The 23,744-nt window shown below is 70.5% G+C and carries 19 protein-coding genes; 1 reads left to right on the top strand and 18 read right to left on the bottom strand.

From position 1 onward, the window contains the following. Positions 1-65 precede the first annotated feature (65 nt). The 14 genes from ACFHWE_RS11555 to ACFHWE_RS11490 form a co-directional block, all read right to left on the bottom strand. Positions 66-704 (bottom strand): LysE family translocator, encoded by a 639-nt coding sequence (locus ACFHWE_RS11555; RefSeq protein WP_416601011.1) that lies wholly within the window; start codon positions 702-704, stop codon positions 66-68. Further along, positions 697-1,536, bottom strand: a complete 840-nt coding sequence (locus ACFHWE_RS11550) for a thioesterase II family protein (protein WP_416601010.1) — start codon at positions 1,534-1,536, stop codon at positions 697-699. Before ACFHWE_RS11550 ends, ACFHWE_RS11555 begins: the two co-directional genes overlap by 8 nt. Further along, a complete protein-coding gene (locus tag ACFHWE_RS11545) occupies positions 1,536-2,609 on the bottom strand; it encodes an HAD-IIIC family phosphatase (RefSeq protein ID WP_416601008.1) in 1,074 nt (357 codons plus the stop codon). The genes ACFHWE_RS11550 and ACFHWE_RS11545 overlap by 1 nt, the downstream gene beginning before the upstream one ends. After that, positions 2,606-3,799, bottom strand: a complete 1,194-nt coding sequence (locus ACFHWE_RS11540; protein ID WP_416601006.1) for an acyl-CoA dehydrogenase family protein — start codon at positions 3,797-3,799, stop codon at positions 2,606-2,608. The genes ACFHWE_RS11545 and ACFHWE_RS11540 overlap by 4 nt, the downstream gene beginning before the upstream one ends. A gap of 25 nt (positions 3,800-3,824) precedes the next feature. Beyond that, positions 3,825-4,079 (bottom strand): acyl carrier protein, encoded by a 255-nt coding sequence (locus tag ACFHWE_RS11535; RefSeq protein WP_416601004.1) that lies wholly within the window; start codon positions 4,077-4,079, stop codon positions 3,825-3,827. 27 nt (positions 4,080-4,106) lie between these two features. Then, positions 4,107-4,973 carry a 3-hydroxyacyl-CoA dehydrogenase family protein gene (locus tag ACFHWE_RS11530; RefSeq protein ID WP_416601001.1) on the bottom strand — a complete coding sequence of 289 codons (867 nt, stop codon included), beginning with the start codon at positions 4,971-4,973 and terminating at the stop codon, positions 4,107-4,109. A 2-nt stretch (positions 4,974-4,975) separates the two neighbouring features. Continuing rightward, a complete protein-coding gene (locus ACFHWE_RS11525) occupies positions 4,976-10,552 on the bottom strand; it encodes a beta-ketoacyl synthase N-terminal-like domain-containing protein (RefSeq protein ID WP_416600999.1) in 5,577 nt (1,858 codons plus the stop codon). Beyond that, a complete protein-coding gene (locus ACFHWE_RS11520) occupies positions 10,549-12,426 on the bottom strand; it encodes a non-ribosomal peptide synthetase (protein WP_416600996.1) in 1,878 nt (625 codons plus the stop codon). Before ACFHWE_RS11520 ends, ACFHWE_RS11525 begins: the two co-directional genes overlap by 4 nt. A 68-nt stretch (positions 12,427-12,494) precedes the next feature. After that, positions 12,495-13,304, bottom strand: a complete 810-nt coding sequence (locus ACFHWE_RS11515) for a 4-hydroxy-tetrahydrodipicolinate reductase (protein WP_416600994.1) — start codon at positions 13,302-13,304, stop codon at positions 12,495-12,497. After that, positions 13,304-14,281, bottom strand: a complete 978-nt coding sequence (locus ACFHWE_RS11510) for a hypothetical protein (RefSeq protein ID WP_416600991.1) — start codon at positions 14,279-14,281, stop codon at positions 13,304-13,306. The genes ACFHWE_RS11515 and ACFHWE_RS11510 overlap by 1 nt, the downstream gene beginning before the upstream one ends. A 32-nt stretch (positions 14,282-14,313) precedes the next feature. Beyond that, complete coding sequence (locus tag ACFHWE_RS11505; protein WP_416600990.1) at positions 14,314-14,589, bottom strand: acyl carrier protein; 276 nt, start codon at positions 14,587-14,589, stop codon at positions 14,314-14,316. After that, complete coding sequence (locus tag ACFHWE_RS11500) at positions 14,586-16,049, bottom strand: class I adenylate-forming enzyme family protein (RefSeq protein WP_416600988.1); 1,464 nt, start codon at positions 16,047-16,049, stop codon at positions 14,586-14,588. Before ACFHWE_RS11500 ends, ACFHWE_RS11505 begins: the two co-directional genes overlap by 4 nt. Continuing rightward, positions 16,042-17,229, bottom strand: coding sequence for an acyl-CoA dehydrogenase family protein (locus ACFHWE_RS11495; protein WP_416600986.1), 1,188 nt, complete (start codon positions 17,227-17,229; stop codon positions 16,042-16,044). The genes ACFHWE_RS11500 and ACFHWE_RS11495 overlap by 8 nt, the downstream gene beginning before the upstream one ends. 59 nt (positions 17,230-17,288) lie before the next feature. Then, positions 17,289-18,584: a nitroreductase family protein gene (locus tag ACFHWE_RS11490; RefSeq protein WP_416600985.1), complete on the bottom strand. Its 1,296-nt coding sequence runs from the start codon at positions 18,582-18,584 to the stop codon at positions 17,289-17,291. Positions 18,585-18,611: 27 nt separating this feature from the next. Between ACFHWE_RS11490 and ACFHWE_RS11485 the strand changes: the two genes are divergently transcribed. Continuing rightward, complete coding sequence (locus ACFHWE_RS11485; RefSeq protein ID WP_416600983.1) at positions 18,612-18,845, top strand: hypothetical protein; 234 nt, start codon at positions 18,612-18,614, stop codon at positions 18,843-18,845. 733 nt (positions 18,846-19,578) lie between these two features. On the opposite strand, the gene ACFHWE_RS11480 is transcribed toward ACFHWE_RS11485, so the two are convergent. The 4 genes from ACFHWE_RS11480 to ACFHWE_RS11465 form a co-directional block, all read right to left on the bottom strand. After that, on the bottom strand, positions 19,579-20,973 hold the full coding sequence (locus ACFHWE_RS11480) for an MBL fold metallo-hydrolase (RefSeq protein WP_416600981.1): 1,395 nt from the start codon (positions 20,971-20,973) through the stop codon (positions 19,579-19,581). A gap of 57 nt (positions 20,974-21,030) precedes the next feature. Further along, positions 21,031-21,792 (bottom strand): hypothetical protein, encoded by a 762-nt coding sequence (locus ACFHWE_RS11475; protein ID WP_416600980.1) that lies wholly within the window; start codon positions 21,790-21,792, stop codon positions 21,031-21,033. Positions 21,793-21,932: 140 nt separating this feature from the next. Further along, positions 21,933-23,318, bottom strand: a complete 1,386-nt coding sequence (locus ACFHWE_RS11470; RefSeq protein WP_416600979.1) for a GH1 family beta-glucosidase — start codon at positions 23,316-23,318, stop codon at positions 21,933-21,935. Between the two features lie 139 nt (positions 23,319-23,457). Then, positions 23,458-23,667, bottom strand: a complete 210-nt coding sequence (locus ACFHWE_RS11465) for a tautomerase family protein (protein WP_416600978.1) — start codon at positions 23,665-23,667, stop codon at positions 23,458-23,460. Between the last annotated feature and the right edge of the window lie 77 nt (positions 23,668-23,744).

Genomic DNA, 23,744 nt, shown 5'->3' with positions numbered 1-23,744 from the left:
GCTGCGCCCCGGTGAAGGGCGGTACCGGGTGCGGGTGTCAGGGGGCATCCGCACCCCAGCGGGCGCTACCCCCCGAAACCCGCCGTCAGGGCCACCCCCGCCAAGAGGAAGAACGTTCCCGCCACCACGTATCGCTGGCTCCGGCGAAAAACCGTGCTCCTCTTCAACAGGTCCCTCAGAAAAGAACTGAACAGCGCCCAGCCGCCGTTGGTGAGCACACCGATCGACACGAAGACGAGACCCAGAGTCAACGTCTGCAGCCACGTGCTCCCCCGGGAGGAGTCCACGAATGAGGGGAAGAGCGCGAGGAAGAACAGTGTGCTCTTGGGGTTGAGCGCGTTGACCATGACACCGTCCCTGAACAGCCTCCCGTACGGGACCCGCCCCTGCGACACCGACTCGTCCCCGGCGTCCTGGTCGGGCGTGAACAGCCTGCGCAGCCCGAGCCAGACCAGATAGGCGACACCGGCGTACTTGACGACCTCGAAGGCGGTCGGCGAGGACGCCACCAGCGCCGAGATCCCCAGGACCACGGCGGACACCTGGATCAGATCGCCGACCGCCAGCCCGAGCGTGGACGCGAAGCCCGCGGACCTGCCCTGGTCGATGGTGCGGGAGGTGACGTAGAGAACGGACGGCCCGGGTGTGACGAGCAGGACCAGCGCGGCCAGGGCGAAGAGGAGGAGGGCGTCGAGATCAGGCATCAAGGGCTCTCTGCGGTGGTCGGGGGGCTGCCGGGCACGGGGAGGGGGATCCCTGGGGGGTCTGTGTCCTCACGGGCGCCATCACCCGCCTCAAGTCCTCTCGGAACGCGGAGAGCAAGGGCCCCTGAGCGGAGTGTATGAAGAAATGCCCCCCGTCGAACAATCGGAGGTCGAAGGGGCCCGACGTCTGCTCCCTCCACGCGGACAGGCCCTCGATGTCCACACGGTCGTCCCCCCTGCCCCCATAGGCGGTGATCGGGCACTCCAGAGCCGGTTCGGGCCGGTATCCATAGCAGTCGTTGAGTTCGAAATCGGCCCGGATCCCAGGTAGGAGCAACCGCAGCGCACGCTCGTCGGCGAGCAGTTCCTCCGGCGTTCCACCGAGCCGGCGCAGCTCTTCCACGAGTCGCGCGTCGGACAGCTCGTGCACGGTCGGGTGGTCGTGCGGGAGCTGCGGAGCCCGCCTGGCCGAGACGAACAGGTGCAGCGGCTGGTTCAGGCCGTTCGCACGCAGCCAGCGGGCCAGCTCGAAGGAGATCAGCGCCCCCATACTGTGCCCGAAAAGGACGAACGGCCCGTCGAGGTAGGGGGCCGCCTTCTCCCCCAGGACCGGGATCAGATCGGTGGTCCTGGTGAAGGGGCGCTGGAGCATCCGGGACCCGCGTCCGGGGAGCTGGACGGCGCAGATCTCCACGTCCGCGGGAAGACCGTCCGGCCAGGAGTTGAAGACGGCGCTTCCCCCACCCGCGTAGGCGATGCACAGAACCCTGAGTCCGGCTCCCTCGACGGTTCGGGGCCGTACCACCCACCGGCCGGTCGCCGACGCGGTCATCACTCCCCCTCCGGCAGGTCCAGCCGCACGTAGTCGGGGTAGGGCTGGAGGGAATCGAGGTCGGCCTCAAGGCGGACCAGGTCCCCCTCGCGGCCGATCTCCTTGAAGCGGGAGAACTTGTAGGTCACGAACATCATCCGGTTGCGTCCGTTGGGCAGGTACTCCGCTTGGAGTCGCGCGTTCGCCTCCCGCGCGCGCCGCCGCAGGTAGGTGATCACGATGGAACCCACGCCCCGGGACATCACCCGGCACGACATCAGCAGGAGCTTGATCGTCCACACGTCCCCGTCGAGGCTGAGCAGGATCAGGCCGATCGTGCCGTAGGGTCCGTAGCGGTCCTCCAGCCGCGCGACGAGCAACTCGTGGTCCGGCGACCTGCGAAACGCGTCGAGTTCCTCGTAGGAATAGGTGTAGCCGGTGGTGTTGAGCTGGTTGGTCCGGACGGTGAGCTCCTCACCGCGTTTGAGGTCCTCCTCCTTGGCATGAGAGATGCTGAGGCGCATGTCCAGTGTGGCCAGGAAGGCCTCCTGGGGGCCGGCGAATTCGTCCTCGACGTTCTGACGCACCTGGTCGGCCCGGTACATCAGCCTTCTGTTCGCGGAGTCCTCGGTGATGAACCGCGGGTTGAACGCCGCCCTGGCGGGCAGATCGGCGGCTTCCAACGCATCGACACAGAGGACCTGCGGTAGCTCGAAGGCGACCTCCTCGCGTTCGAACCCGTCGTCATCGACGAAGGCGAAGGCGTCCAGCCCGAGGTTGAGCGACTCGGCGATCGCGCGAACCGACGCGGACTTCCTCCCCCAACCGATCTGCGGCACGAGGAAGTAGTCGAGGAGTCCGTGCCCGCGCAGTGCCTCGGTCGCCGCCTCCCTGTCGTTGCGGCTGGCCACGGAGTGCAGGATGCCGCGCCGGTCCAGCTCCTCGATCGTCTCGCGGACGCCGGGACGCAGCGGAACCGGCCCGTCCTCCAGGAGGACGCCGTCCCACACGGTGTTGTCCAGGTCCCAGACGACGCACTTGACGGTCTTCGGTGCGGCCCGCCCGTCCTCTGGTCCCACAGCGTTCTGGGTCATCGTCGCGCTCCCGTCATGGTCTTCGTCTGCTGTTCTTCGCGCCGGACCGGGGTCCTGTGGTGGTAGACGGACTCGGCGATGACCGTCTGCTGAAGCTGGGTGGTGCCCTCGATGATCTCCATGACCTTGGCGTCCCTGAGGTAGCGCTGCACGGGATGCTCGCCGCCGCAACCGCTGGCACCCAGGATCTGGACCGCGTCCGAGGCGGCGCGGAACGCGGACGTGGAGGAGAAGTACTTGGCCATCCAGGTCGCGTGCACGCTCCGAACGTCCCGCGCGTCGCGCAGCGCCCCCGCCTGCTGGCACAGCAGCCGCGCCGCGCTCGTACCGGTGGCCATATCCGTGATCAACCGCTGGACCAGTTGGTGGTCGCGGAGCCTGCGGCCGAACTGCTCACGCTCGTCCGCGTAGGCGAGCGAGGCGTCGAGGCAGGCCTGGGCCAGACCGACGCACCCCCACGCGACGCTGTACCTGCCCAGTTCCAGAGCGGTCGCGGCCACCGCCGACAGCCCGAACCCGGGGCGGCCCACCATCGCGTCGGCGGGAAGCGCACAGCCGTCCAGGTGAAGTTCGGCCAGCATGGAGGCCCTCGTCCCGAGCACCCCGGAGATCGGACGCACCGTGAGGCCGGGGGTGTCGGCGGGAACCAGGAAGGCCGCCTTGGCCTCCTCCACCTCGGCGAAGAGGAGGAAGACATCGGCGATCTGGCCGAAGGTGATCCATCTCTTGACACCGTCGAGCACGAAGCCGGTGCCGGTGCGCCGCGCCTGTGCGGCGATCCCCTGAACGTCGCTTCCCGCCCCGGGCTCGGTGAGCGCGAACGCTCCTATCGACTCCCCGCTCGCGAAGCGGGGCAGCCAGTACTCCTTCTGCTCGGGGCGTCCCCATCGGGAGACCGCCTGGGCGACCATACTGTGCACGGTCAACAGACTGCGCACCGACGAGCAGCCCCTGCCGAGCTCCTCGTTCAGCAGGCCGAACGAGGCCGCGTCCAATGAGCCGCCCCCGTACTCCCCGGGTACCGCCGCACCCAGGTAGCCGCGTTCGGCGAGCTCCGAGACGAACTCCCTGGGCACCCGCTCCGCACGGTCCCATGCGTCGGCGAACGGACTGATCCGGTCGTGTACGAACGTCGCGAGCTCCGCCCGCTCCTCTTCCAGATCGGGAGCGAGGCCTACCGTGATGAACATCTTCCCCCTACTCGGACGGGTCCGGTCACTGCGAAGCCGCGTGAGCAGCCTGCTTTCTCCCGATCAGCGCATCGATGGCCCCGAGGGTGTTGAAGTTCTCGATCTCCAGGTCCTCGTCCTCCACGGTCACACCGAAGTGGGTCTCGACGAAGACCACGAGTTGCGTGATGAAGAGCGAGTTGACGAATCCGGCGGCGAAGATGTCCTCGTCGTCGCCGAGCCGGGCTTCCTCGAAGAACTGGGAGAAGAACTTCCTGATCTCGGGCTTGTGGTCGGTCATGCGTCCTCCACTGGTCGCGGTCGTGGTTCAGGCGGTGGTGGCGTAGCTGTAGAACCCCTGGCCGCTCTTGCGCCCCAACAGCCCCGCGTCGACCATGCGGCCCAGGAGCGGGCAGGGGCGGTACTTGCTGTCGCCGAAGGCGGTGTGGAGCCCCTCGATGGACTGGAGAATGGTGTCCAGTCCGATGAGATCCGCCGTCTCCAGCGGTCCCATCGTGTGTCCGAAGCACTCCTTGAAGATCTTGTCGACGTCGGCGGCACGCGCGACGTCCTCCTGGAGGAGGAAGACCGCCTCGTTGACGGTGAGCATGAGCACGCGGTTGCTGACGAACCCCGGGGAGTCCTTCACGACGACCCCCTTCTTCTCCATCTGGCCCAGGAGCGTGTGAGCGGTCTCCAGGGTCTCCTCGGAGGTGTGGTGGCCGCGGATCACCTCGACGGACGGTTTGAGCGGCACCGGGTTCATGAAGTGCATGCCCAGGACGTCCGCCGGCCTTGAGGTCCAGGAGGCGATGCGCGTGATCGGGATGACCGACGTGTTGGCGGCGAAGACGCAGCCGGACCGGGTCACGGCGTCGAGGCGCCCGTAGACCCCCTTCTTGACCGACTCGTCCTCGGTGACGTTCTCGATGACGAAGTCGGCGGTCTCGAAGCCCTCGTACTCGGGGGTGAAGGAGATCCGCTTGAGCACGGTGTCACGGTCCTCCAGGGGCCGCCGCCCCCCGAGGAGCCCGCTGAAGCGCAGTGCCTGACGGATGGCGCGCTCCGCCTCACCGAGAATCGTGTCGTCACGGTCGACGAGGAGAACCGTGTGGCCTGTCTGTGCCAGGGTCTGGGCGACGCCGGTCCCCATCACTCCCGCACCCACGACACCGATCGTCTTCAGGGGTCGCATGTTCACTCCACTCCTTGGGTTGTCGATGACTGTTCACCCTGTGCCACCAGGGCCTTGGCCAGTTCCGCGACGGTCAGCGCATCGAAGAGCGTGCTCAGTGAGACCTCCGCGCCGAGCTCTCGCCGGACGCGGTTGACGAACTGGAGGCCGAGGAGCGAGTGGCCCCCGAGCTCGAAGAAACCGTCGTGCACGCCGACACGGTCGATGCCCAGCAGGTCCTGCCAGATGCGGGCCAGCGCGGCCTCGGTCTCGTCTCGGGGGGCCTCGTACCCGGTGAGCGACGTGGGGCGGTGGTGGATCTCGGGCACCGCCCGGGGGGCGGGATCCGAGCCGACCCCTCTGGCCGCGATGTCGGCCATCACGGCGCCGAGGTCCTTGGCCGCCACCACCACCTGGGGCCCCAGTCCGGAGTCGAGCAAGCGGTGGAAGGCCTCCGCCCCCTCCTCCGGCCGGATGCCGTACGCGAGGTGTTCGAGCGGCACCCCTCCCGGCCCTACCGGGGTGTCCGACGTCTCGGCCACCCGTTCATAGGCGTAGTGCTCGACCTCGTCGAAGGTGTCCTCGCGCAGCGCTCGGAGCCGCCCTTCGAGATCGGAGGCCTTTTTGAGCACGAAGCCCTCGATCAGGGCGACCTCCCGTCCGTCCGTGTCCATCAGGACGACGTCCGAGGTGAAGATCTCCTTGCCGGGCCGGTCGGCCTCCCTGAACCGGTGGTGGCTGAAGAGCCGCGCCGGCAGGGGCGCGAGCAGTTCCAGCCGTCCGTAGGAGATCGGGATGCGGAACTCCTGTGCCAGGTTCATGCCGAAGAACCCGGCCGCGAGGTCGAGCAGCGAGGGGTGGAGGTCCATGTGTTCGAGGTCGGAGGCGAACCGGTCCGGGAGTTCGAGTTCGGCGAGGGCCTCCGTCTCGCCGAGGTGCACCCGCTCCAGACAGCGCGAGCGCCCGCCGAAGCCCATGGGGCCGGTGTGTTCGAGACGGCCCAGGTCGCTCATGCCCGCGTCGCGGATCAGGGCCGCCACATCGTGCCTGCGCGGTTCGACCGGCCCGAGCGGTTCCAGCAGCCCGCTGGAGTGTGTCACCCAGGGGTTCTCGCCCTCCGGCCCTCCCGCACGGCGGCTGATGACGACGAACCGTACCGGGGTCCGGTCCTTCTCCAGGACGATCCGCAGCTCACGCCCGTCGTGCTCATCGACGACCACCGGAGCGAAGAAGGTGACGTCGCGCAGAACGGTCCGTCCCTGGCCGAACTGGTGCTCGTAGGCCGCCCTGGCCATCTCCAGGTGTCCGGTACCCGGTACGACCGCGTTGCCGGCCATGCGGTGCTCGTCGATGAGCCAGGAGGTCGCCACATCGAGCGCGGCCTCGTAGACGGCTCGGTGCTCGGTGGCGACCAGGCACCGGTGCAGGAGGGGATGGTCGACGGATCCGGTCCCGGAGGCTTCGGGGCCGGGCCCGCCCATGGCCCTGACCGCCATGCCCCCTCCCTGCCAGCCGTCCCAGTTGATGGAGACCGTCCTCGGCCCTCCCAGGGCTTCGTTGCGTTGCGCGAGCGCGTCCTCGAAGGCGTTGGCGCTCGTGTAGTCGACCTGCCCGACGGCTCCCGTCAGCGCCAGCGTGGAGGAACACAGCGCCAGGAAGTCGACGTCCAGGTCCCGGGCGAGGGCGTCCATCAGCAGACTTCCCCGGACCTTCGGCGCCAGCACGTCCTCGGCTGCCCGTGCGTTCTTGAGCTGGATCAGCCCGCCTCCGGGGACACCGGCGGCGTGGATGACACCGTGCACCGCCCCGAAGCGTTCGACGGCCAGGTCCGCGCAGTCGCGCACCGACCGCTCGTCGGTGATGTCGGCGGTGGCCACGAGCACCTCCCCCCCGGCCTCCTCCAGGTCCAGGACGGCGCGGATACGCGATCCGGTCGTGTCGTCGGCGGGGTGCTCGTCGAGCCACCGCCGCCACGTTCCGCGCGGCGGCAGGGGGGTGCGGCCGACCAGTACGATCCGGGCCCTGACCGTGTCCACCAGATGGCGGGCGAGGGTCAGGCCCATCGCGCCGAGGCCACCGGTGATGAGGTAGACGCCCCGGTCCCGCAAGCCGCCCCCGCGACCCCGTGCGGGTACGACGCGCACCCCGAGGTGGGACCGGTACCACCGCCGGCTTCCCCGCAAGGCCGTGAAGGGCCTGTCCGAGCCGGTGGTCAGCTCCGCGAACAGAGCGGCCGTCCCGGCCCCGTTCCACCGGCCCTCGTGTGCGGGTCCGACGTCGATGCTCCGGCAGGCGGTGCCCGGCTGCTCCAACGGCAGGACCAGGCATGGACCGGCGACGGTGGCCTTCTCCGGTGCGACGGCCTCGTCACCGACCACGGAGTGGGCCCCGTCGGTGACGACGGCGATGTCCGCGGACGCGCCGCCCGCCTCGGCGAGTGCCCGGCCCAGGGCGACCAGGCTGTGGAACCCGAGTTCCAGGACCTCCTCGACGGTGCGGCCGGAGCCGACCGTCCACATGTGGACGATGCGCGGTGAGAGGCCGTCCGTACCGTCGGCCGCCTCCCGCAGCAACCGCCGGTAACCCTCGGCGTCCGTGGGGGGGATCTCGTAGGCGTCCGGCGACAGCCGCCGCCACGCCCCGCCCGGGCGGACGGACACGACACGGCGCCCGCTGTCCGCGATCCGGTCCATGATGCGCTTTCCCAACCCGGTGCCATCGGTGAGGACGATCCAGGTCCGGGGATCGCGTTCCCCCTCCTCCGCGACCGCGGGGTGCGGCGGAAGCGGCTCCCAGACCGGAACGTCGAACCAGTCCGCGATGTCGGACTTTCTGGCCGGGGAGGCCTGGTCCGGGACGGTTCGCCCGGAGGCGGCGGGAGCGGGGTCGACCCAGTGGCGCCGCCTCTCGAACGGGTACGGGGGGAGGGGTACGCGGGAGGCCTCCGGCTCCGGCTGCGCTCGGGGCCAGTCCAGTTCGACCCCCGCGAGCCAGAGCTTCCCGATGGTGGTGCTCATGAAGCGCTGCTCGGACTGGCGTTCGTACTCTCCCGGCAGACTGGCGAGGGCACCCGGTTCGGGGCGCCCGTCGCGCGGGCGTGTCTGGAGCGCGACACTGGTGAGGGCCTGTCCGGGGCCGATCTCCAGCAGCAGGCGCCCGCTGTCCTCCCACAGTCGGCTGACCCCGTCGGCGAACCGTACGGGCTGTCTCATGTGACGCCCCCAGTAGGCGGGGTCGGTCACCTCGTCGCCGGTCACCCAGTCGCCAGTGACGTTGGAGACGTAGGGGACCTCCGGCCTGTTCAACGTCACACCCTTGACGAGCTCGGCGAACTCGTCCGCGATCGGGTCCATCATGTGGGAGTGAAAGGCGTGGGTCGTGCGCAGGGAACGCGCCGCCACACCCTCACCCTCCAGATACGCGGCGAAGCCGGAGACCGCCTCCCCCGGGCCGGCCACCACACTGAGCGAGGGGCCGTTCACCGCGGCCACCGAGAGACTCGCGGGGATGAGGGAGCGCACCCGCTCCTCGGAGAGGGGTACGGCCAGCATCGCCCCGCCCGGCAGGGAGTCGATCAGCCGTGCGCGGTCGGCGACGAGGAACAGCGCGTCCTCACGGCTGAGCACACCGGCCAGACAGGCGGCGACGTACTCTCCGATGCTGTATCCGATCAGCGCGCCCGGCCGGATCCCCTTGGACTCCCAGAGCCGTGCGAGCGCCAACTCGGTGACGAAGGTCGCGGTCTGGGCGTACAGTGTGCGGTCGAGTTCCGAGGAGGCGGACGGGGCCGTGCCCCGACCGAGCATGGCGCGCAGGTTCGGCCGTCCGGAGGGTTCCGGAGCGGACCCGTCCCGGTCGTACATGAGGACGCGCAGATCGACGCCGAGCTGCGGGCGGAGGGCCTCCGCGCAGCGGTCGACCTCGGCGCGGAACACCGGCTCGGTCCGGTACAGCTCCGCGCCCATGCCCGGGCGCTGCTCGCCCAGGCCGGGAAAGACGAAGGCGACGGACCTTCCGGCCTCCGAACCGGTCCACACACGGGTGTGGTCGCGTCCCTTCAGCGCCTCGGCGGCCGAGGAGGTGTCCTGTGCCAGGACGAACCGCCGGTGCGGGAAGTCGGCGCGTCCGGTCTGGAGGGTGCGGGCCACGTCCGCCAAAGGCAGGTCCGGGTGGGCCGCCAGGTGGTCGGCGAGACGGTCGGTGGCGGCCTCCAGTGCCTCCGGAGTGCGCGCCGAGACAGGGCACACCCGCCACGCTCGCCCGCGCTCGCGCGCGGCGGCGGGCCTCGGGGCCTCCTCCAGGACGACATGGGCTCCGGTACCGCCCATCCCGAAGGAGCTGACCCCGGCGCGGCGCGGTGTGGCTCCGTCAGGCCAAGCGGTCAGGCGCGAGTTCACATGGAACGGGGTGGCGTCGAAGTCGATCCGGGGGTTGGGCTGGTCGAAGTGCAGGCTCGGCGGGATCCGGCCGTGTTGCAGGGCGAGGACCGTCTTGATGAGCCCGGCCACCCCGGCCGCAGCGTGGGTGTGGCCGATGTTGCTCTTCACCGAACCGAGCGCGCACCGCGTGTCGTGCGCTCCCGCCGCGTGGAAGACGCGGGTGAGCGCCTCCACCTCGATCGGGTCACCGAGCGGTGTGGCGCTGCCGTGGGCCTCGATGTAGCCGAGGGTGGCGGGATCGACCTCGGCCATGGTCAGAGCCTCGCTGACCACCCTGGCCTGGCCCGCGACTCCGGGTGCGGTGAACCCGACCCGGTCCGCTCCGTCGTTGCCGACGGCGGAACCCCTGATCACGGCGCGAACGTGGTCACCGTCGCTCAGCGCGTCCTCAAGGCGCTTGAGCACGACCATGCCCGCGCCGTTGCCCGGCACGGTGCCCTCCGCCCGCGCGTCGAAGGAGCGGCAGTGGCCGTCGGAGGAGAAGATGCCGTCCGGCTGGAACAGGTATCCGCCCTGTTGGGCGCGGACTGTCGCGCCCCCGGCCAGAGCGACCTCGCAGGCGCCGCTGAGCAGCGACTGACAGGCGAGGTGGACCGCGACGAGGGAGGTTGAGCAGGCCGTCTGCACGGTCACCGCCGGGCCCGTCAGATCCAGCTTGTAGGCGATCCGGGTGGCCAGGTAGTCCTTCTCGTTGGCGATGTTGCGCGCGAAGAGCGCCGCCGGATCATCGTCGTCAGCGCTCACGAGGTTGTCGACGTAGGTGTTGTAGTAGGACCCCGCGTAGACGGCGACCGGACCGGCGAGCGCGGTGGGGTCGTGTCCGGAATCCTCCAGCGCCTCCCAGGAACACTCAAGGAGGATCCGGTGCTGGGGGTCCATCCTGTCGGCTTCCTTGGGGTTGATGCCGAAGAAGGCCGCGTCGAACCGGTCGCTCCCCTCCAGGTGCCCTCCGGCGGGCACGTACCCCGGGTCCTGGAGGAGCCGCCTGCCGACGCCGGCCGCGGAGAGCTCCTTGTCCGAGTAGCGGGTGATGGACTCGGTGCCGCTACTCAGGTTGAGCCAGAACTCGGCTGGCCCGGCGGCCCCGGGGAAACGACAGGCCATGCCGATGACCGCGATTTCCAGACCGGTGTACCCGGCCCTGGTCAGGTCGTGAGTCAACGCGTTCCCTTCCTGTCGCTCTCCTGGCGTGTCGTGAGCCGGCGCTGACGGAGGAGCCGGTTCTTGCCCTGGTCGAGGTGGCGGGCCCGTTCGGCTTCGGAGGGGGCCGCCGAGGACTGGCCGGTCCCGGCCAGGTAGGAGGCCAAGGACCGAAGGGTGGGGTACATCGTCAGCGTGACGGTGGAGATCTCCGCGCCGGTCTGCTCGCTCAGCCCGGCGGCGACCCTGGCCAGCATCAGGGAGTTGCCGCCGAGGTCGAAGAAGTTGTCGTCGATGCCGAAACCGTCGTCGCCCAGGACCTGCGCCCACAGCCGGGCGACCCTCTCCTGCTCCGGGCCGGCGGGCTTGGGTCCCGACGAGGCGGCGGCCCGCTCCGCCATGAGCTCGGCAAGGCGGAGCCGCTGGATCTTTCCGGTGGGCCCCTTGGGTACCTCATTCACGAAGTGGACGCGGTTCGGCACCTTGTAGTCGGCCAACCGTTCGGCCGCGAAGGCTCGGATCTCCGTCTCGGTGGGAGAGGTACCGGAACGGAGGACCACCGCCGCTGCCACGTCCTCGCCGAGGGTGGGGTGCTCGACCCCGTAGGCGGCCACGGATGCGATGTCCGGATGCCCGGACAGGACCTCGTCGACCTCCGAGGGAGAGACCTTCGACCCGCCCCTGTTGATGATCTCCTTGGTCCGCCCGACGATGAACAGGTAGCCGTCCCCGTCGACGTAGCCCTCGTCGCCCGTGCGGAACCAGCCGTCGGTGAAGGACGCCCGGTTGGCTTCGGGGTTCCTCTCGTAGCCGGCCGTGACGTTGGCTCCGCGGATGGCGATCTCCCCGGATTCACCGGAGCCGAGCCGTCGGCCGCTCCCGTCGAGAATCGCCACCGCGCCACCGACCGGGACACCCACAGACCGGGTCTTGCGGGCACCCGGCGGCAGCGGGTTGCTCGTCACCAGCGACCCCGCCTCGGTCATACCGTAGGCCTCGATCACCGGGGTCGCGAAGGCCTCCTCCAGCGCGTTCAGGACCTGTGCGGGGAGGGGGGCCGACGCGGATCGGATGAACCGCAGGTCGGCGGCGGCGAGCACGTCACCGTGCTCCCCCGCTCCGGCGAGGAGCGCCTGGTGCATGGTGGGCACCCCCGTGAACCAGGTCGGGCGGAACTCGGCCAGCCAGCCGAAGACGTCCGTGTCCGAGAAACCGGGAGTGCAGACCACGCCCCCGCCTCCGGACAGAGCGGCCAGCAGGGTGCTGGTCAGGCCGTGGGCGTGGAACAGGGGCATGAAGTTCAGGCACAGGTCCCGCTCGCCGAGCCGGAACGCGTCACGGGTGTGGCCTGCGGCGACACACAGGTTTCGGTGCGTCAACGGCACCAGTTTGGGCCGCGACGTGGTACCGGACGTGTGCAGGAGCAGGGCCGTCTCGTCGGGGAGTGCGGGGCCCGACACCGGTGGGGACGGGTCCGTCCGTGGCTCGCACCGCAGCGTGAAGCCGCCCGCGGGACCGCTGGGGTCCGCGATCAGGTCGATGACGGTGATGCCGTGTGCACGCGCGACGTCCCGGGCGGGGGCGCTCGACCCCTCCAGGAGGACCAGGGCGTCGGCCCGCATGTCGGAGAGGTAGAAGTCGAGTTCAGAGGGGGTGTACGAGGGGTTGAGCGGTGCGCTCTGCGCGTACGCCGCGATACCGAGGTAGGCGACCGCCATTTCGGGTCCGTTGGGCAGCACGAAGGCGATCCTGTGTCCACGGCCCAGCCCGGCCGTGTTCAGGGCCGAGCCGATCTCCTCGACCCTCCTCAGGAGGGCGGCGTAGGTGAGGTCCGCGCGCCCGGGGGCGCGCAGGGCCACAGCGCCGGGACGGTGATCGGCCCGGCTTCGGAGCAAACCGTGCAGGGTGGCGTCGGCAGACGGATCCTCCGTGCCGGTCGCCCGCTCTCCCGGGTCGGTGGTGGTCAATGCTCGAACCCCTCTCGTGCGGTCCCCGAGGAACGGGGAGCGGCTTCAGGTACGGGCCGGCGGGGGACGTCGCCGGAGCGGTCGGGGCCGGCGTCCACCACGTCCTCCAGCGTGTGGACCCCCGGCCCCGCGTGCGCGGCGAACCGCACGGAACGCAGGATTCCCGGCAGGAGGGCCGTGCGGTCGGCGACCCGGTGGAGAACCTCGACGTGCTCGCCGGTGCCGGACGCGAGCACCCGGTGCTCGCTGACCCCGTCGCCCATCCTGAAAGCGGCCACCTCCGGTGGCGCCGCCTCGCGTCCGGGCGGTCCGGGCCACTGCTCGGCGAGATACCGCGCGGTCGCGCTGGGCCGGTCCTTCTTGCCCGCGAAGTGAACGTCGACGACCCCCGCGTCCCAGGTGTGGTCGACCAAGGAGCCGAGTTCGCGGACGAACCGGGCCATCGCGAGCAGCACGACACTGAAGTTGGCGGCGGTGACGATCGTCCGTTCCCGCCCCACCTCCCGCATCAGGGAGCGGTCGCCGTCGGTCAACCCGCTCGTACCGATCACCAGGGAGCAGGGCACGGTACGGGCCTGGTGCAGCAGGCGCCTGGTCGCTTGGGGCGCGGTGAAGTCGACGACCACCGGTTCCGGGACGCAGACCCGGCCGAGTTCACGGACGGCGCCGCTGTCCGCGGCGGACGCCTCGGTGGGGCGGAGCGAGAGCCGGGCGGCCGCGCGCAGGTCGGGGGTGTCGTTGAGGGCCGCGGCGATGAGATCGGACATCCGCCCCGAACTCCCGCAGACCACGACGGGAATGGTCATCACGTATGCCGTCCCAGTCCCATCCGCCGGGCCAGTTCGCCCTCCACCATGCGGCGTCCGCCGAAGAGTGCGCGGGCGGACGTCACCGCGCTGCCCCGGGGCAGGCCGAACTCCTCTGCCATGCGCTCCGAGAGCCCGCTCGCGCGCTGGAGCAGGTCGAGACAGCTCAGCAGGACGGCCATGGTGCTCTGGCCGCCCGGCCCCTCGTCCTTGGCCCCGGGGCCCGCGGCCGCGGCGGCGCCGGAGAGCACGGCCTCGATCTCGGCTCTGGTGAGCTCGTGCGCGATGTACTGCGACGTGCTGAGGACATCGGCTCCGGCCCCCGACTCCGTCTCGGCGAGGAGGCGGCGCAGGTCGGAGATGAGCCTCAGGCTCCACGGGTACGCGTACCGGACGAACGTCCACGCGTAGGCGTCCACCGCTGCCACCAACGGATCGGAGTCCTCCCAGGTGACAGGACGTGAGAGCTCCTCCCGGGCCAGGACCGCGCCGTCCAGGTCGGCCCACCCCTCGGTTCCGGGCCCGTTCGCCGTCCGGGGCGTGAGGCCGTCGAGGGTGTGCGGGAGAAGGGCGAGCCGCACGTCGTCGCCGGTGTCGACCTGGACCACGCTGACCTCCGCGTGTCCCGCGGCGTAGCGGAAGCGCCCGGCGAGGACGATCCGGTCGCCCTCGGCCCGGCCGTGCACCGCCGACGCCGGCATGGAGAACAGGGAGTTGGGGGTGAACAGGCCGAGTGCCGCGAGGCGGCGTCCCAGACGGATGTCCGAGGACAGGCCACTGGGACCGTCCCCGAACAGGTCCAGCAACGGCACCACGCCATGGAGGTGCTCGGTGACCGCAGTGGCGGCCGGAAACCCGTGCCGCTCCCAGACCTCCGCCAGCGCCCCCGGCCCTGTGCCCGCTCCGGAGACCGATCGGAGCAGCCGGGCAGGGGGTGTGTCCGCGTCCCCTGCCCGTACGTCATGCGCAACGCCCATGTCCATTCCTTCCGCGTCTCTCTGCTGGGTGGCTATGCGGGGACCGATGACTCCCCCGCCTGGCGGCGGATGAACGCCACGATCGAGTCGACCGAGGTCAGGTGCTCCGGGTCCGCCTCCTGGTCGACCACGACGCCGAACTTGCGCTCCAGGGCCTCCATGAGGTTGATGTAGCCGATGGAGTTCACACCGGCGTCCTCCAGCGACCCCCCCGCCTGCTCCAGGTGACTCACCGTGACGACCCGGCCGGTGGCCACTTCGATGAGCTTTCCGACCTGCTGGCGCAGCGCGGCTTCGGTTTCGTTCATTCGGTCCCCTCCTGCTTGCTCACTTGCTGCTTGAGTTCGGCGAACCGCGGCTTCCCCGACGACGACCTCGGGATGGCCGGCAGGACCGAGACGCGGCTCGGCACCTTGTAGGGAGCGAGGTTCCGGCGGCACACCTCCGTCACGGCGGCGCGGCCCACGTGGTCGGGGGCCGCCAGGACGAGGTGCACGATCGTGTTGCCGTTCGCGTCGGTGTCGGCGAAGGCGGCCGCGTCGTGGGCGCCGTCGAGTGTGAGCGCGACCCGCTCGATCTCCGCCGGGTCGATCTTGCGCCCGGCCGCGTTGATCGGACCCGCGAGTCGTCCGGTGACGTACAGGCGGCCGTCGGTCACATGTCCGAGATCCCCTGTTCGGTAGTAGCCGTCCCCGTCCGTGCGGGCCTCCAGCTCACCGGGGGCGTTCAGGTATCCGGAGGCCATGGAGGCCGTGCGGACGCGGATCTCCGTCCCCCCGCCGCCGACCTCGCTGAGGCGCAAGGAGACGCCCGGAAGGGGGGTGCCCAGCCCCGAGGGGAAGGCGGGATCCCGTTCGAAGGTGCAGGGACCCACCTCGGCGATGCCGTAGTAGTCGGCGATGCGCACCCCGTGGCGGGACTCGAACTCGCCGCGGACCCGGGGGTCCAGGACCGCGGCGGCCGAAACCGCCATGGTGAGAGCGCTCAGTGCCTCGTCCACCCGCGCGTCCGCGAGCAGGCCGTACACGAAGGGGAACGCCACCAGCCTGGTGGCGCCCGAACGCCTGACGGCCCGGACCACCGTCCCGGAGGTGGGCATCCCGCGGTGGACGTGCAGCTCCGCACCGGTGAGGAACACCGGTAGGAGCGACGTGTTGAAGGCCAGCCCGTTGCTGAAGGCCGCAAGGCAGAGCACCCTGTCGTCGGCACCGAGAGCCGTGCCCTTCACCCAGTTCCGGGCGGCCGTCACCACCGCTGTGTGGGAGAACTCCAGGCATTTGGGCGCGCCGGTGGTGCCGGAGGTGAACCTGCACGTGGCGGTGGTACGTCCCGGCTCCACCCGTTCGTGCCGGGGCTCGGACCCGCGCGCGGGCAGGGCCAGGGTCTGCCCGCTCTCACCCAGGGGGTGCGTGTCCGCGTCGAGGGGGAATCCGTTCCCGGAGCCCACCACGAAGGCCTCCACACCGCAGCCCTCCCGGATCCCCGTCAGCTCGGCCGCGCCGAACTGGGGGTCGACCAGGAACGGGACCCGCCCCGAGACCACCAGGGCGTAGTAGGACACCAGATACTCGACACTGTTGGCGGCGTACAGGGCGACACTGCGGACCGAAGGATCGAGCAGGCCGTCCAGCACGGATACCCGGTCCAGGACACGCTCCGCGAAGTCCGTGTAGGTGAGGGAGGTCTCCCCGTCCACGACCGCCCGGCGTCCCGCGTGCCTCCGGCAGGCGTCGAGGAAGACCGCTCCGAGCGTTTCCTGTTCAGACACGGGTCTCCTCCCCGATGCCGGACGCGGTTCCGGGCTCCGCCAGTTCGGCTCTGCACGCCAGGCTGTGGTTGGCGATGGTGAGCATGGTCGTCTGGCTTCCTCCGGACATCCGCAGTCCGCGGACCTGGGCGTGGGCTTGGAGGGCGACGCTGTCCCACATGTAGCCCGCCCCGCCTTCGAGATCGGTGCAGAGGGTGGCGAGCTCGGTGGCCCGCTCGACACAGAACCACTTGAGCTGGGCGATCTCGGGGATCGAGCTGGACTTGTCCGCCAGTCGCCGAAGGGCGTCCACGAGGCCGGCCTCCATGAGCTCCAGATCGGTCCTGGCCCTCGCGAGGGCGTGCAGGTTGACCGGCCAGTCGGCGAGGCGCCGACCTCCCAGGGTCCGTCGGGTGGTGTGGCCGATCACGTGCGTCAGCAGTCGGCGGTGAAGGAAGTAGGCGTCGGCGGCGATGAGCAGCCGCATCCTGGACATGACCCGGTTCCAGTGCAGGAGCCGGCCCGGCCCCCGGCGTGAGACGACGTGTGTGGCGGGCACCCGGACGGAGTCGAACTCCACGCGCGCCGAGTCGATGCTGCGGGTGCCGAACTTGTCGTAGACGTGGCCCACGCCTACCCCCCGGCGTTCCTTCTCCACCGCCACGATGGCGGGTCGACCGTCGAGGACGACGCTCACGAAGCACAGGTCGGCGCTGTCGCCGTTGACGACGAAGAGTTTGCGGCCGTTGATGACCAGGCTGTCGCCGTCAGTCACCGCCGTGGTCGGTTCCTCGGCCGAGGCGTCGGTGTCGCACTGGCACGCGATCCGCTCACCGCTCAGGACAGCGGGAAGGAGGCGCTCGCGCAGGCCGGCGTCGTCGGCGCTCGCCAGCCAGTCACAGGCGATCTCGTTCTGGACGTGGGTGCCCAGGGCGATTCCCGTGTCGCCGGTCCGCGACAGGGCCTCAGCGAGGATGAGGGCACCGAGAAGACCGAGCCCGCGTCCTCCGAGTTCGACCGGTACGGACAGTCCCATGAATCCGTTGGCGGCGAGTTCCTGCCACACGCCCGGGCGGACCGGTCCTCCCGGTTCGCTCCTCCAGCTCTTGAGCCATTCCGGTGTGAAGTGGTCGGCCGCGCGATCACGCAACTCAAGGTGAGCGGTGGTCAGTTGTGCGGCGATCGTACTGTTGTTGAACATGGGGACGCGCACCGTTCCTGTTCGGTCCTGGAATGGGTTGAGGGCCGGTCCGGTCACCGTCAAGTGCCGGGGGGCACACCTTGGTGGCTGTGGGCGACGGGAGCCCTGTCCCACTTGACGGCCGCCCCGTCGGGTGTGCCGACCGCGAGGACGTACAGCACCTCTTCTCCCGGGTCCAACCGGACCAGCTCGGCCACCTGGGAGTCGTCGAAGCCGCCGAGGCAGGTGATACCGAGTCCGAGATCGGCTGCGGCCAGGCACAAGCGCTGCGCGACGCTCCCCGCGTGGAAGAAGTACTCGGCGAGCCGCTGCCGTCCCTCCTCTCCCAGCAGGGCGGCTCCCGGCGCGTACAGGGCAATGAGGAGGGCGCAGTCGCGCACCACCTCCTGCCCCATACAGGCGGAGACGACGGCGTCGCCCTCGACGGTGCCGTCGCCGACCCGGTAGGCGGCCCGCCGCTCCGGCGAGTAGACGTGGACGCCGGCGGGACTCCCCGTGACGTTCCGGACCAGCGCACGCATGCTGATGGCCTCACCGTCGGCGCAGTCCACGGGGATGCTGCTTCCTGCGCGGACCAGCAGACGGGCCACCGCGTCGGCGTCCAGGGCCACCGGCAGAAAGCCCTTCGCCGAGGCGCGCAGTACGGCCGTCGTCCTGAAGTCGGTGATGGAGGGGGTGGCGGAGTCGGGGACGGGGAAGACCGGGTCGCCCTCGGCGGCCGGTTCGGCGATCGAGACCACGGGCCCGAGCCTGGGTGGTAAGGAGGGGTCGGTGTCGCAGGTGCTGACATCGCTCACCTGGTACCAGGCCCTGCGCTCGTTCACCCCCGGCCGTTCGAGCATCGTGTCCTTGGGCTCGGGCAGGGGTGGGAGGGCCGCGTCCGGTACCGTCTCCGGCTCCATGAGGGTGACGAGCGCCTGGGGTTCTCTGCACAGCCCGTCCAGTCCCAGCGCCTCGGCGAACAGTGCCCTGTCGAAGCGCAGGTGGACGGCGGGCCGGAGACCGGCCTCCATCGCGGACAGCGCGATGTTGGAGGTGGCGTGGGCCCCGTCGAGGCGGGTGTAGAGATATCCGCGGTTGCCGTACTTGAGCATCGACTTCCACGGTCGGCCGAGCACGATCACTATGGCGTGGGGCACCTCCCCCTCGCCGGGGCGCAACTGTGCGAGCACCTGGGTGTTCACCGTGCGGACGAAGTCGAGCCGACGTTCGGAGATGTCGTAGAGGAACACGTTGTGCTCCCCGCTGGAGCGGCCTTTGCAGGCGACCAGTACCTCCAGCGGGTAGAGGGCGCCCGCGGACGGCGTCGTGCGCGCTCGCATCAGGGTCCGCCCCTTGGTGTAGACCGTGTCCATGCGTTCCCCGTAACCAGCGTCCAGGACATGGAGCAGCAGTGCCCTGAACGCGGACTCGCCTGTTCGGAGGCCGCTGGCACGGGACTCGGGCGGATCCTGGTTATAGCGAAGTTTGGTCTCTTCCCAGAATTTCACGAGAATCGGGTCTCGCGCTTCTTCGGTCCGCATAACACCTTCCGCGTAACAGCCACCATTGCATCGAAGGAGATAAAGAAAATTCTCGACACGCTAGTTCTTCACGACGAAGCCCCCCATGAGTGAAATGCAGAGAACAGGGGGCGCCAACCGGCGGACGCCAGTCCTTGAAAAATCAGATCGACTCGGCTCTCGTTCTACCCGCAGGGGATGCTAGTGACGTGGCTGGCTCCGCACCGGACCAGGGAATCCATCGGGTCATCCCCAGGCCAGGAAAGAGCTGTGAACTGTGGGGAGTCGCGAAATTCTCACGCCCGGATGTCCGCCGGACATCTTCTCAGCCGTCGACTCCAGTGCTTTTCTATCCGACACGCAAACCACCAGTCCAATGCGACATACCTCGCATAAGTCAATAAGTTTAACGCGTGAAACACGACTCACACTGGTGATCAACACCCCGCCCTCCGGGCCGCAGAACACATTTGACCTGGAGATAGCCCCCAGGAATGCACGCACCGAAACGCGGCAGGGCCGGGAGCCGTGGATCCCGCCACCACAGGTGACCAGGCCCTTTCCGTGCGCCACAGTCACCGATAAAATCTCATAATGTGGACAGGCTCCGACACGCCGTCTCAGTGCCCGGAGGGCGTGCGCGCCGGACGGGGATCCGCACGCCCCGGTACTGACGCGAAAGGGGGCCCGGCCCGGACACGGGCGACGCCCGGTGTCGCCGGGGTTCGCTTCACCGCCGGATCGGGCGCCGAGGTTCGCCCCACGGCGAACCTCACACAGGTAGACCAGGCCTGGAGGTACGCCGACCGACGGAGCGTGCTGCCGGACCCGCGCGCCGACCGGAGGGCTACCCGGCGATGGTCACGGGGACGCCCTGCTTGGCTGCCGCGGCGAAGTCGTCGTCCACGACCACCACGCGGCGGCCGGCGCGGGCCAGCAGGGAGGCGGCGACGGTGGCGCGGTAACCGCTGCCGCAGTGCACCCACACCGCCCCCTCCGGAACCTCGTCGACGCGCCGGGCCAACTCTGGCAGCGGGATGTGCACGGCACCGGTGACATGGGAGTCGTCCCACTCGCGGCCGAGCCGCACGTCCAGCACCGCCCCGGGGTCGGGCAGGCCGTCGGGGACCCTCCCCTCCAGCGCGGCGGCCAGGTCGGCGAAGTCGGCGGTGTCCATGGAACGGACCTGGCCGGGCTCCGCAGCCATCCGCTCGGGGGTTCCGGTGGCCGCGGCGGCGATACGGTCGATACCGATCCGCACCAGTTCGCGCTGGGCCCGCGCGACCTCGTCGGCGCTCTGCCCGAGGAGGGTGAGCGGCGCCCCCCAGTCGATAAGCCAGCCCAGCCAGGTGGCCATCGGCCCGTCCAGGGCCAGGCTGACGGTTCCGGCCAGGTGGGCGCGGACGTAGGCCTTGCGGTTGCGCAGGTCCACCACCCACTCGCCCGCCGCCAGGCGTCGGCGCAGTTGGGGCGGGTCCGCGACGGCGGGCGCGCGCAGGTCCACCGGTTCGGGTCCGGAGAGGTTGGTCACACCCATGTGGGCGTAGTAGGCGGGGTAGGCGTCCAGACTCGCCAGGGTGTGGGTGACGAACTCGTCGGCGGCCAGCCGCAGCGCCGGGTTGCGCCGCTTCTCCCGCCCCACGGTGGAGGCGTCCCCCTCGGCCGGGGCCGCCGAGCAGAAGCTGCCGAAGCCGTGCGTGGGCCACACCCGCGACCCCTCGGGGAGCAGGTCGACGAGCCGGTGCGCGGAGGCGTGCTGGTGCCGGGCGAGGGTCTCGGCGTGCTCGCGGCCCAGCAGGTCGGTGCGGCCGGTGGTGCCGAACAGCAGTGAGCCGCCGGTGAACACACCCTCGGCCCCGTCGGGGCCTTCCAGCACGTAGGCGAGGTGGTGGAAGGTGTGTCCGGGGGTGGCGACGGCGCGCACCCGCATGCGCGGGGAGACCCCCAGGAGGTCGCCGTCGGAGAGCGGCGTGCGCTGGAAGGCGACGTGGTCGGCGGCGGCCATCGCGTAGGTCGCGCCGGTCAGCCGACACAGTTCCAGACCACCGGAGACGTAGTCGTTGTGGATATGGGTCTCCACCACGTGGGTGATACGCGCCCCGAGGCGGCCCGCAAGGGCGATGATCCGGTCGACGTCGCGCTGGGGGTCGACCACCAGGGCCACCTCGCCGTCGGTGGCCAGATAGCTGCGGTCCCCCAGCGAGGACGTCTCGATCACCCAGACATCGATCCCGGACTCCATCGTCACCACTCCCCTGGCCCGCCGGATACCGCGCGGGCACCGGCGGGGCCGCTGCTGTCAGTGCCCGGTGTGTGATCCGTACCGTCCGCTGTGCCGGAACACCCCCCTGCGATCGGCGGCACGGGGAGGCGGCGCGGTGGACCGTTCCCCCTCATCCGGTGTGGCTCGCTCCCCCGAACCGGACTCCGCCACCGGTCCGCCTCGCGCTGCCGCCCAGGCCGGGGGCCAGAACGCCACGATCGCGGCGGCTCCGATCACGTAGCCGATGGTGAACAGCGGCGTCAGCATCGCCACGCCCAGGACGACCAGGGCGACCACCACCAGGGCCGTCATCGTCCGGCCCATGATCACGGCGCGCATGGCCCCCATCGCGAACGCCAGCGCACCGAACAGGAAGGTGACCGCGCTGGCCACGAACAGCACCACGGTCGACGGACTCGTGGCCTGTACCAAGGCGAGGACGTCGGTTCCGGTCTGACTCACCGCCGCGACGGTCGGCTCCTTCCCCGCCAACGCGGCGAGGAACACCAGGGCCACGGTGACCAGGGGCAGCCCGAAGGAGCTCCAGCGCTCCTCGCCCGCCTCCCGAAGCATGTCGTGCAGCCCCTGGAAGGCCAGGACGAGCAGGGCCAGCGCCCCGACCGCCAACATGTGCGTCAGAGACCACCGGGTCGGATCGGTCTCGATCACCTCCGCCAGGCCCTCCACAGTGACCGTGGTGTACGCGAGAAAGGGGTGGTACAGGATCATGGCGAACAGGGCCACTGGTGCGGTGAACATGGTGGCGGCTCGGAACCAGTCGCGCGTACGTGCGGGCATACTGCCCCCTCCGGTGCGGGAACCGGCCCGGGAGTCCGTACGCCCCGGGCGCAAACGGCTTCCCTCCAGCCTACGGCGGCGGACGGCCCTCGTACAGGAGACCGTCACCGCAGGCCACGGCCCCGCCCGGGTCGTTTCCGCTAGGGCGCGGTCCGGCGTGCGCGGTGCTCCCGCAGGAAGTCCCGGTACCAGTGGTAGCTGTCCTTGGGGTGGCGCTCCAGGGTGTCGTAGTCGACCCGCACCAGCCCGAACCGCCGCTCGTAACCGAAGGCCCACTCGAAGTTGTCAAGCAGCGACCACACGAAGTAGCCGCGCACGTCCACGCCCGCCTCGATCGCCCTGGCCAGGGACGCCAGGTGGTCGCGCAGGTAGTCCACCCGCCCGGTGTCTCGGACCCGGCCCCGCGTGTCGGGCCGGTCGTCCTCGGCCGAGCCGTTCTCGGTGATGAACACGGGCGGCAGGCCGGGGTAGCGGCGGTTCAGGTCCACGAGCAGGTCGGCGAAGGTGTCGGGGACGACCGGCCACCCCATGGTGGTGTGCCGCACGCCCTCGAAGGGCACCTGTTCGGTGCCGATGTCCACGGCGGTGCGCAGCTCCGGGTCGGGTTCGGTGTGCGGGGCGTCGCGCAGCATGATCGGCCGGTAGTAGTTGATCCCCAGGAAGTCCAGCGACTGGGCGATCACCTCCAGGTCGCCCTCGCGGCGGTGGGCGCCGTCGGCCAGGGCGCCCCAGGTCTCGGTCTCGTTGTCGGGGTAGGCACCGGTGAGGATCGGGTCGAGCCAGGTGCGGTTGTGCAGGGTGCGCGCCCGCTCCACCGCAGCCCGGTCGGCCGCGCTGTCGGTGGCGGGCAGCAGGTGGTCGGGGTTGAGGGTGATCCCCACCTGTTCGGCACCGGCGTCGCGCAACTCCCCGACGGCCAGGCCGTGGGCGAGCAGGAGGTGGTGGGCGGCGGCCAGTGCGGGGCGGCCCTCCCTGGTTCCGGGTGCGTGGCGGCCCACGGCGTGGCCGACGAAGGCCGAGCAGAAGGGTTCGTTGAGGGTGATCCAGCGGCGGACCCGGTCGCCGAGGCGGTCGGCGACCAGTCCGGCGTACTCGGCGAAGCGGTGCGCGGTGTCCCGGTCGCGCCAGCCGCCGCCGTCCTCCAGTGCCTGTGGCAGGTCCCAGTGGTAGAGGGTGAGTGCGGGTTCGATCCCGGCCTCCAGGACCGTGTCCACGAGGCGGTCGTAGAAGGCCAGGCCCTCGGGGTTGGCGGGGCCGCGGCCGGTGGGCTGGATCCGGGGCCAGGCCACGGAGAAGCGGTACAGGTCCACCCCGAGGCCGGCCATGAGCGCGACGTCCTCGGGGTAGCGGTGGTAGTGGTCGCAGGCGGTGTCGCCGCTCTCGCCCCGGGCGACGCGGCCGGGGGTGCGGCAGTAGGTGTCCCAGATCGAGGGGCCCCGTCCGCCCTCGTGGGCCGCGCCCTCCACCTGGTAGGCGGCGGTGGCGGTGCCGAAGAGCAGTTCAGGGGGGAGGACTGGGTCGCTCATGCTGGGACCTTCCTGATTGGGAGCGCTCCCACCCTAATGGTCCCCTCGTCTCGCGCGGAAGGGGCGCGTCCCCGCCCCGCCCCAGGGCGGGGCGGGGCGGCCGGCGGCCCCCACCACCGGGCCGCCCCGCCCGGGTCCGTCAGGAGCCGCCGTTGAGCATGGCCGCGGTGAGGACGTTTCCGGCCACACCCCAGCCGCCGTCGACGACCTCGTCGACCAGCACGACCGTGGTGGCCCTGGCGCGCTCACCGTAGAGGTCGGCGTACAGGTCGGTGGTGCGCTCGACGATCTCCTTCTTCTGCTCGTCGTTGAGGGTGTCGGCAGGGATCTTGAAGTTGGCGAAGGGCATGGTTCTCTCCTCGGATCGGAAGTGGGGAGGGCGGGTGTTCCTCCGCCGGAGCGGAAGTTCGGTGGTGCGGCCGGGGG

It is taken from the genome of Nocardiopsis sp. LOL_012 (genome assembly GCF_048060475.1).
Lineage (GTDB): Bacteria > Actinomycetota > Actinomycetes > Streptosporangiales > Streptosporangiaceae > Nocardiopsis.
This window is presented reverse-complemented; position numbering and strand designations above follow the sequence as displayed.

Bases quoted from the DNA above. Each gene is read 5' to 3' on its own strand.
- ACFHWE_RS11530 (WP_416601001.1), bottom strand. From the start codon at position 4,973: ATGCGACCCCTGAAGACGATCGGTGTCGTGGGTGCGGGAGTGATGGGG.
- ACFHWE_RS11470 (WP_416600979.1), bottom strand. From the start codon at position 23,318: ATGAGCGACCCAGTCCTCCCCCCTGAACTGCTCTTCGGCACCGCCACC.
- ACFHWE_RS11550 (WP_416601010.1), bottom strand. From the start codon at position 1,536: ATGACCGCGTCGGCGACCGGCCGGTGGGTGGTACGGCCCCGAACCGTC.
- ACFHWE_RS11480 (WP_416600981.1), bottom strand. From the start codon at position 20,973: ATGGAGTCCGGGATCGATGTCTGGGTGATCGAGACGTCCTCGCTGGGG.
- ACFHWE_RS11545 (WP_416601008.1), bottom strand. From the start codon at position 2,609: ATGACCCAGAACGCTGTGGGACCAGAGGACGGGCGGGCCGCACCGAAG.
- ACFHWE_RS11535 (WP_416601004.1), bottom strand. From the start codon at position 4,079: ATGACCGACCACAAGCCCGAGATCAGGAAGTTCTTCTCCCAGTTCTTC.
- ACFHWE_RS11475 (WP_416600980.1), bottom strand. From the start codon at position 21,792: ATGCCCGCACGTACGCGCGACTGGTTCCGAGCCGCCACCATGTTCACC.
- ACFHWE_RS11515 (WP_416600994.1), bottom strand. From the start codon at position 13,304: ATGACCATTCCCGTCGTGGTCTGCGGGAGTTCGGGGCGGATGTCCGAT.
- ACFHWE_RS11505 (WP_416600990.1), bottom strand. From the start codon at position 14,589: ATGAACGAAACCGAAGCCGCGCTGCGCCAGCAGGTCGGAAAGCTCATC.
- ACFHWE_RS11495 (WP_416600986.1), bottom strand. From the start codon at position 17,229: ATGTTCAACAACAGTACGATCGCCGCACAACTGACCACCGCTCACCTT.
- ACFHWE_RS11485 (WP_416600983.1), top strand. From the start codon at position 18,612: ATGGAGCAGCAGTGCCCTGAACGCGGACTCGCCTGTTCGGAGGCCGCT.
- ACFHWE_RS11510 (WP_416600991.1), bottom strand. From the start codon at position 14,281: ATGGGCGTTGCGCATGACGTACGGGCAGGGGACGCGGACACACCCCCT.
- ACFHWE_RS11465 (WP_416600978.1), bottom strand. From the start codon at position 23,667: ATGCCCTTCGCCAACTTCAAGATCCCTGCCGACACCCTCAACGACGAG.
- ACFHWE_RS11555 (WP_416601011.1), bottom strand. From the start codon at position 704: ATGCCTGATCTCGACGCCCTCCTCCTCTTCGCCCTGGCCGCGCTGGTC.
- ACFHWE_RS11490 (WP_416600985.1), bottom strand. From the start codon at position 18,584: ATGGACACGGTCTACACCAAGGGGCGGACCCTGATGCGAGCGCGCACG.
- ACFHWE_RS11540 (WP_416601006.1), bottom strand. From the start codon at position 3,799: ATGTTCATCACGGTAGGCCTCGCTCCCGATCTGGAAGAGGAGCGGGCG.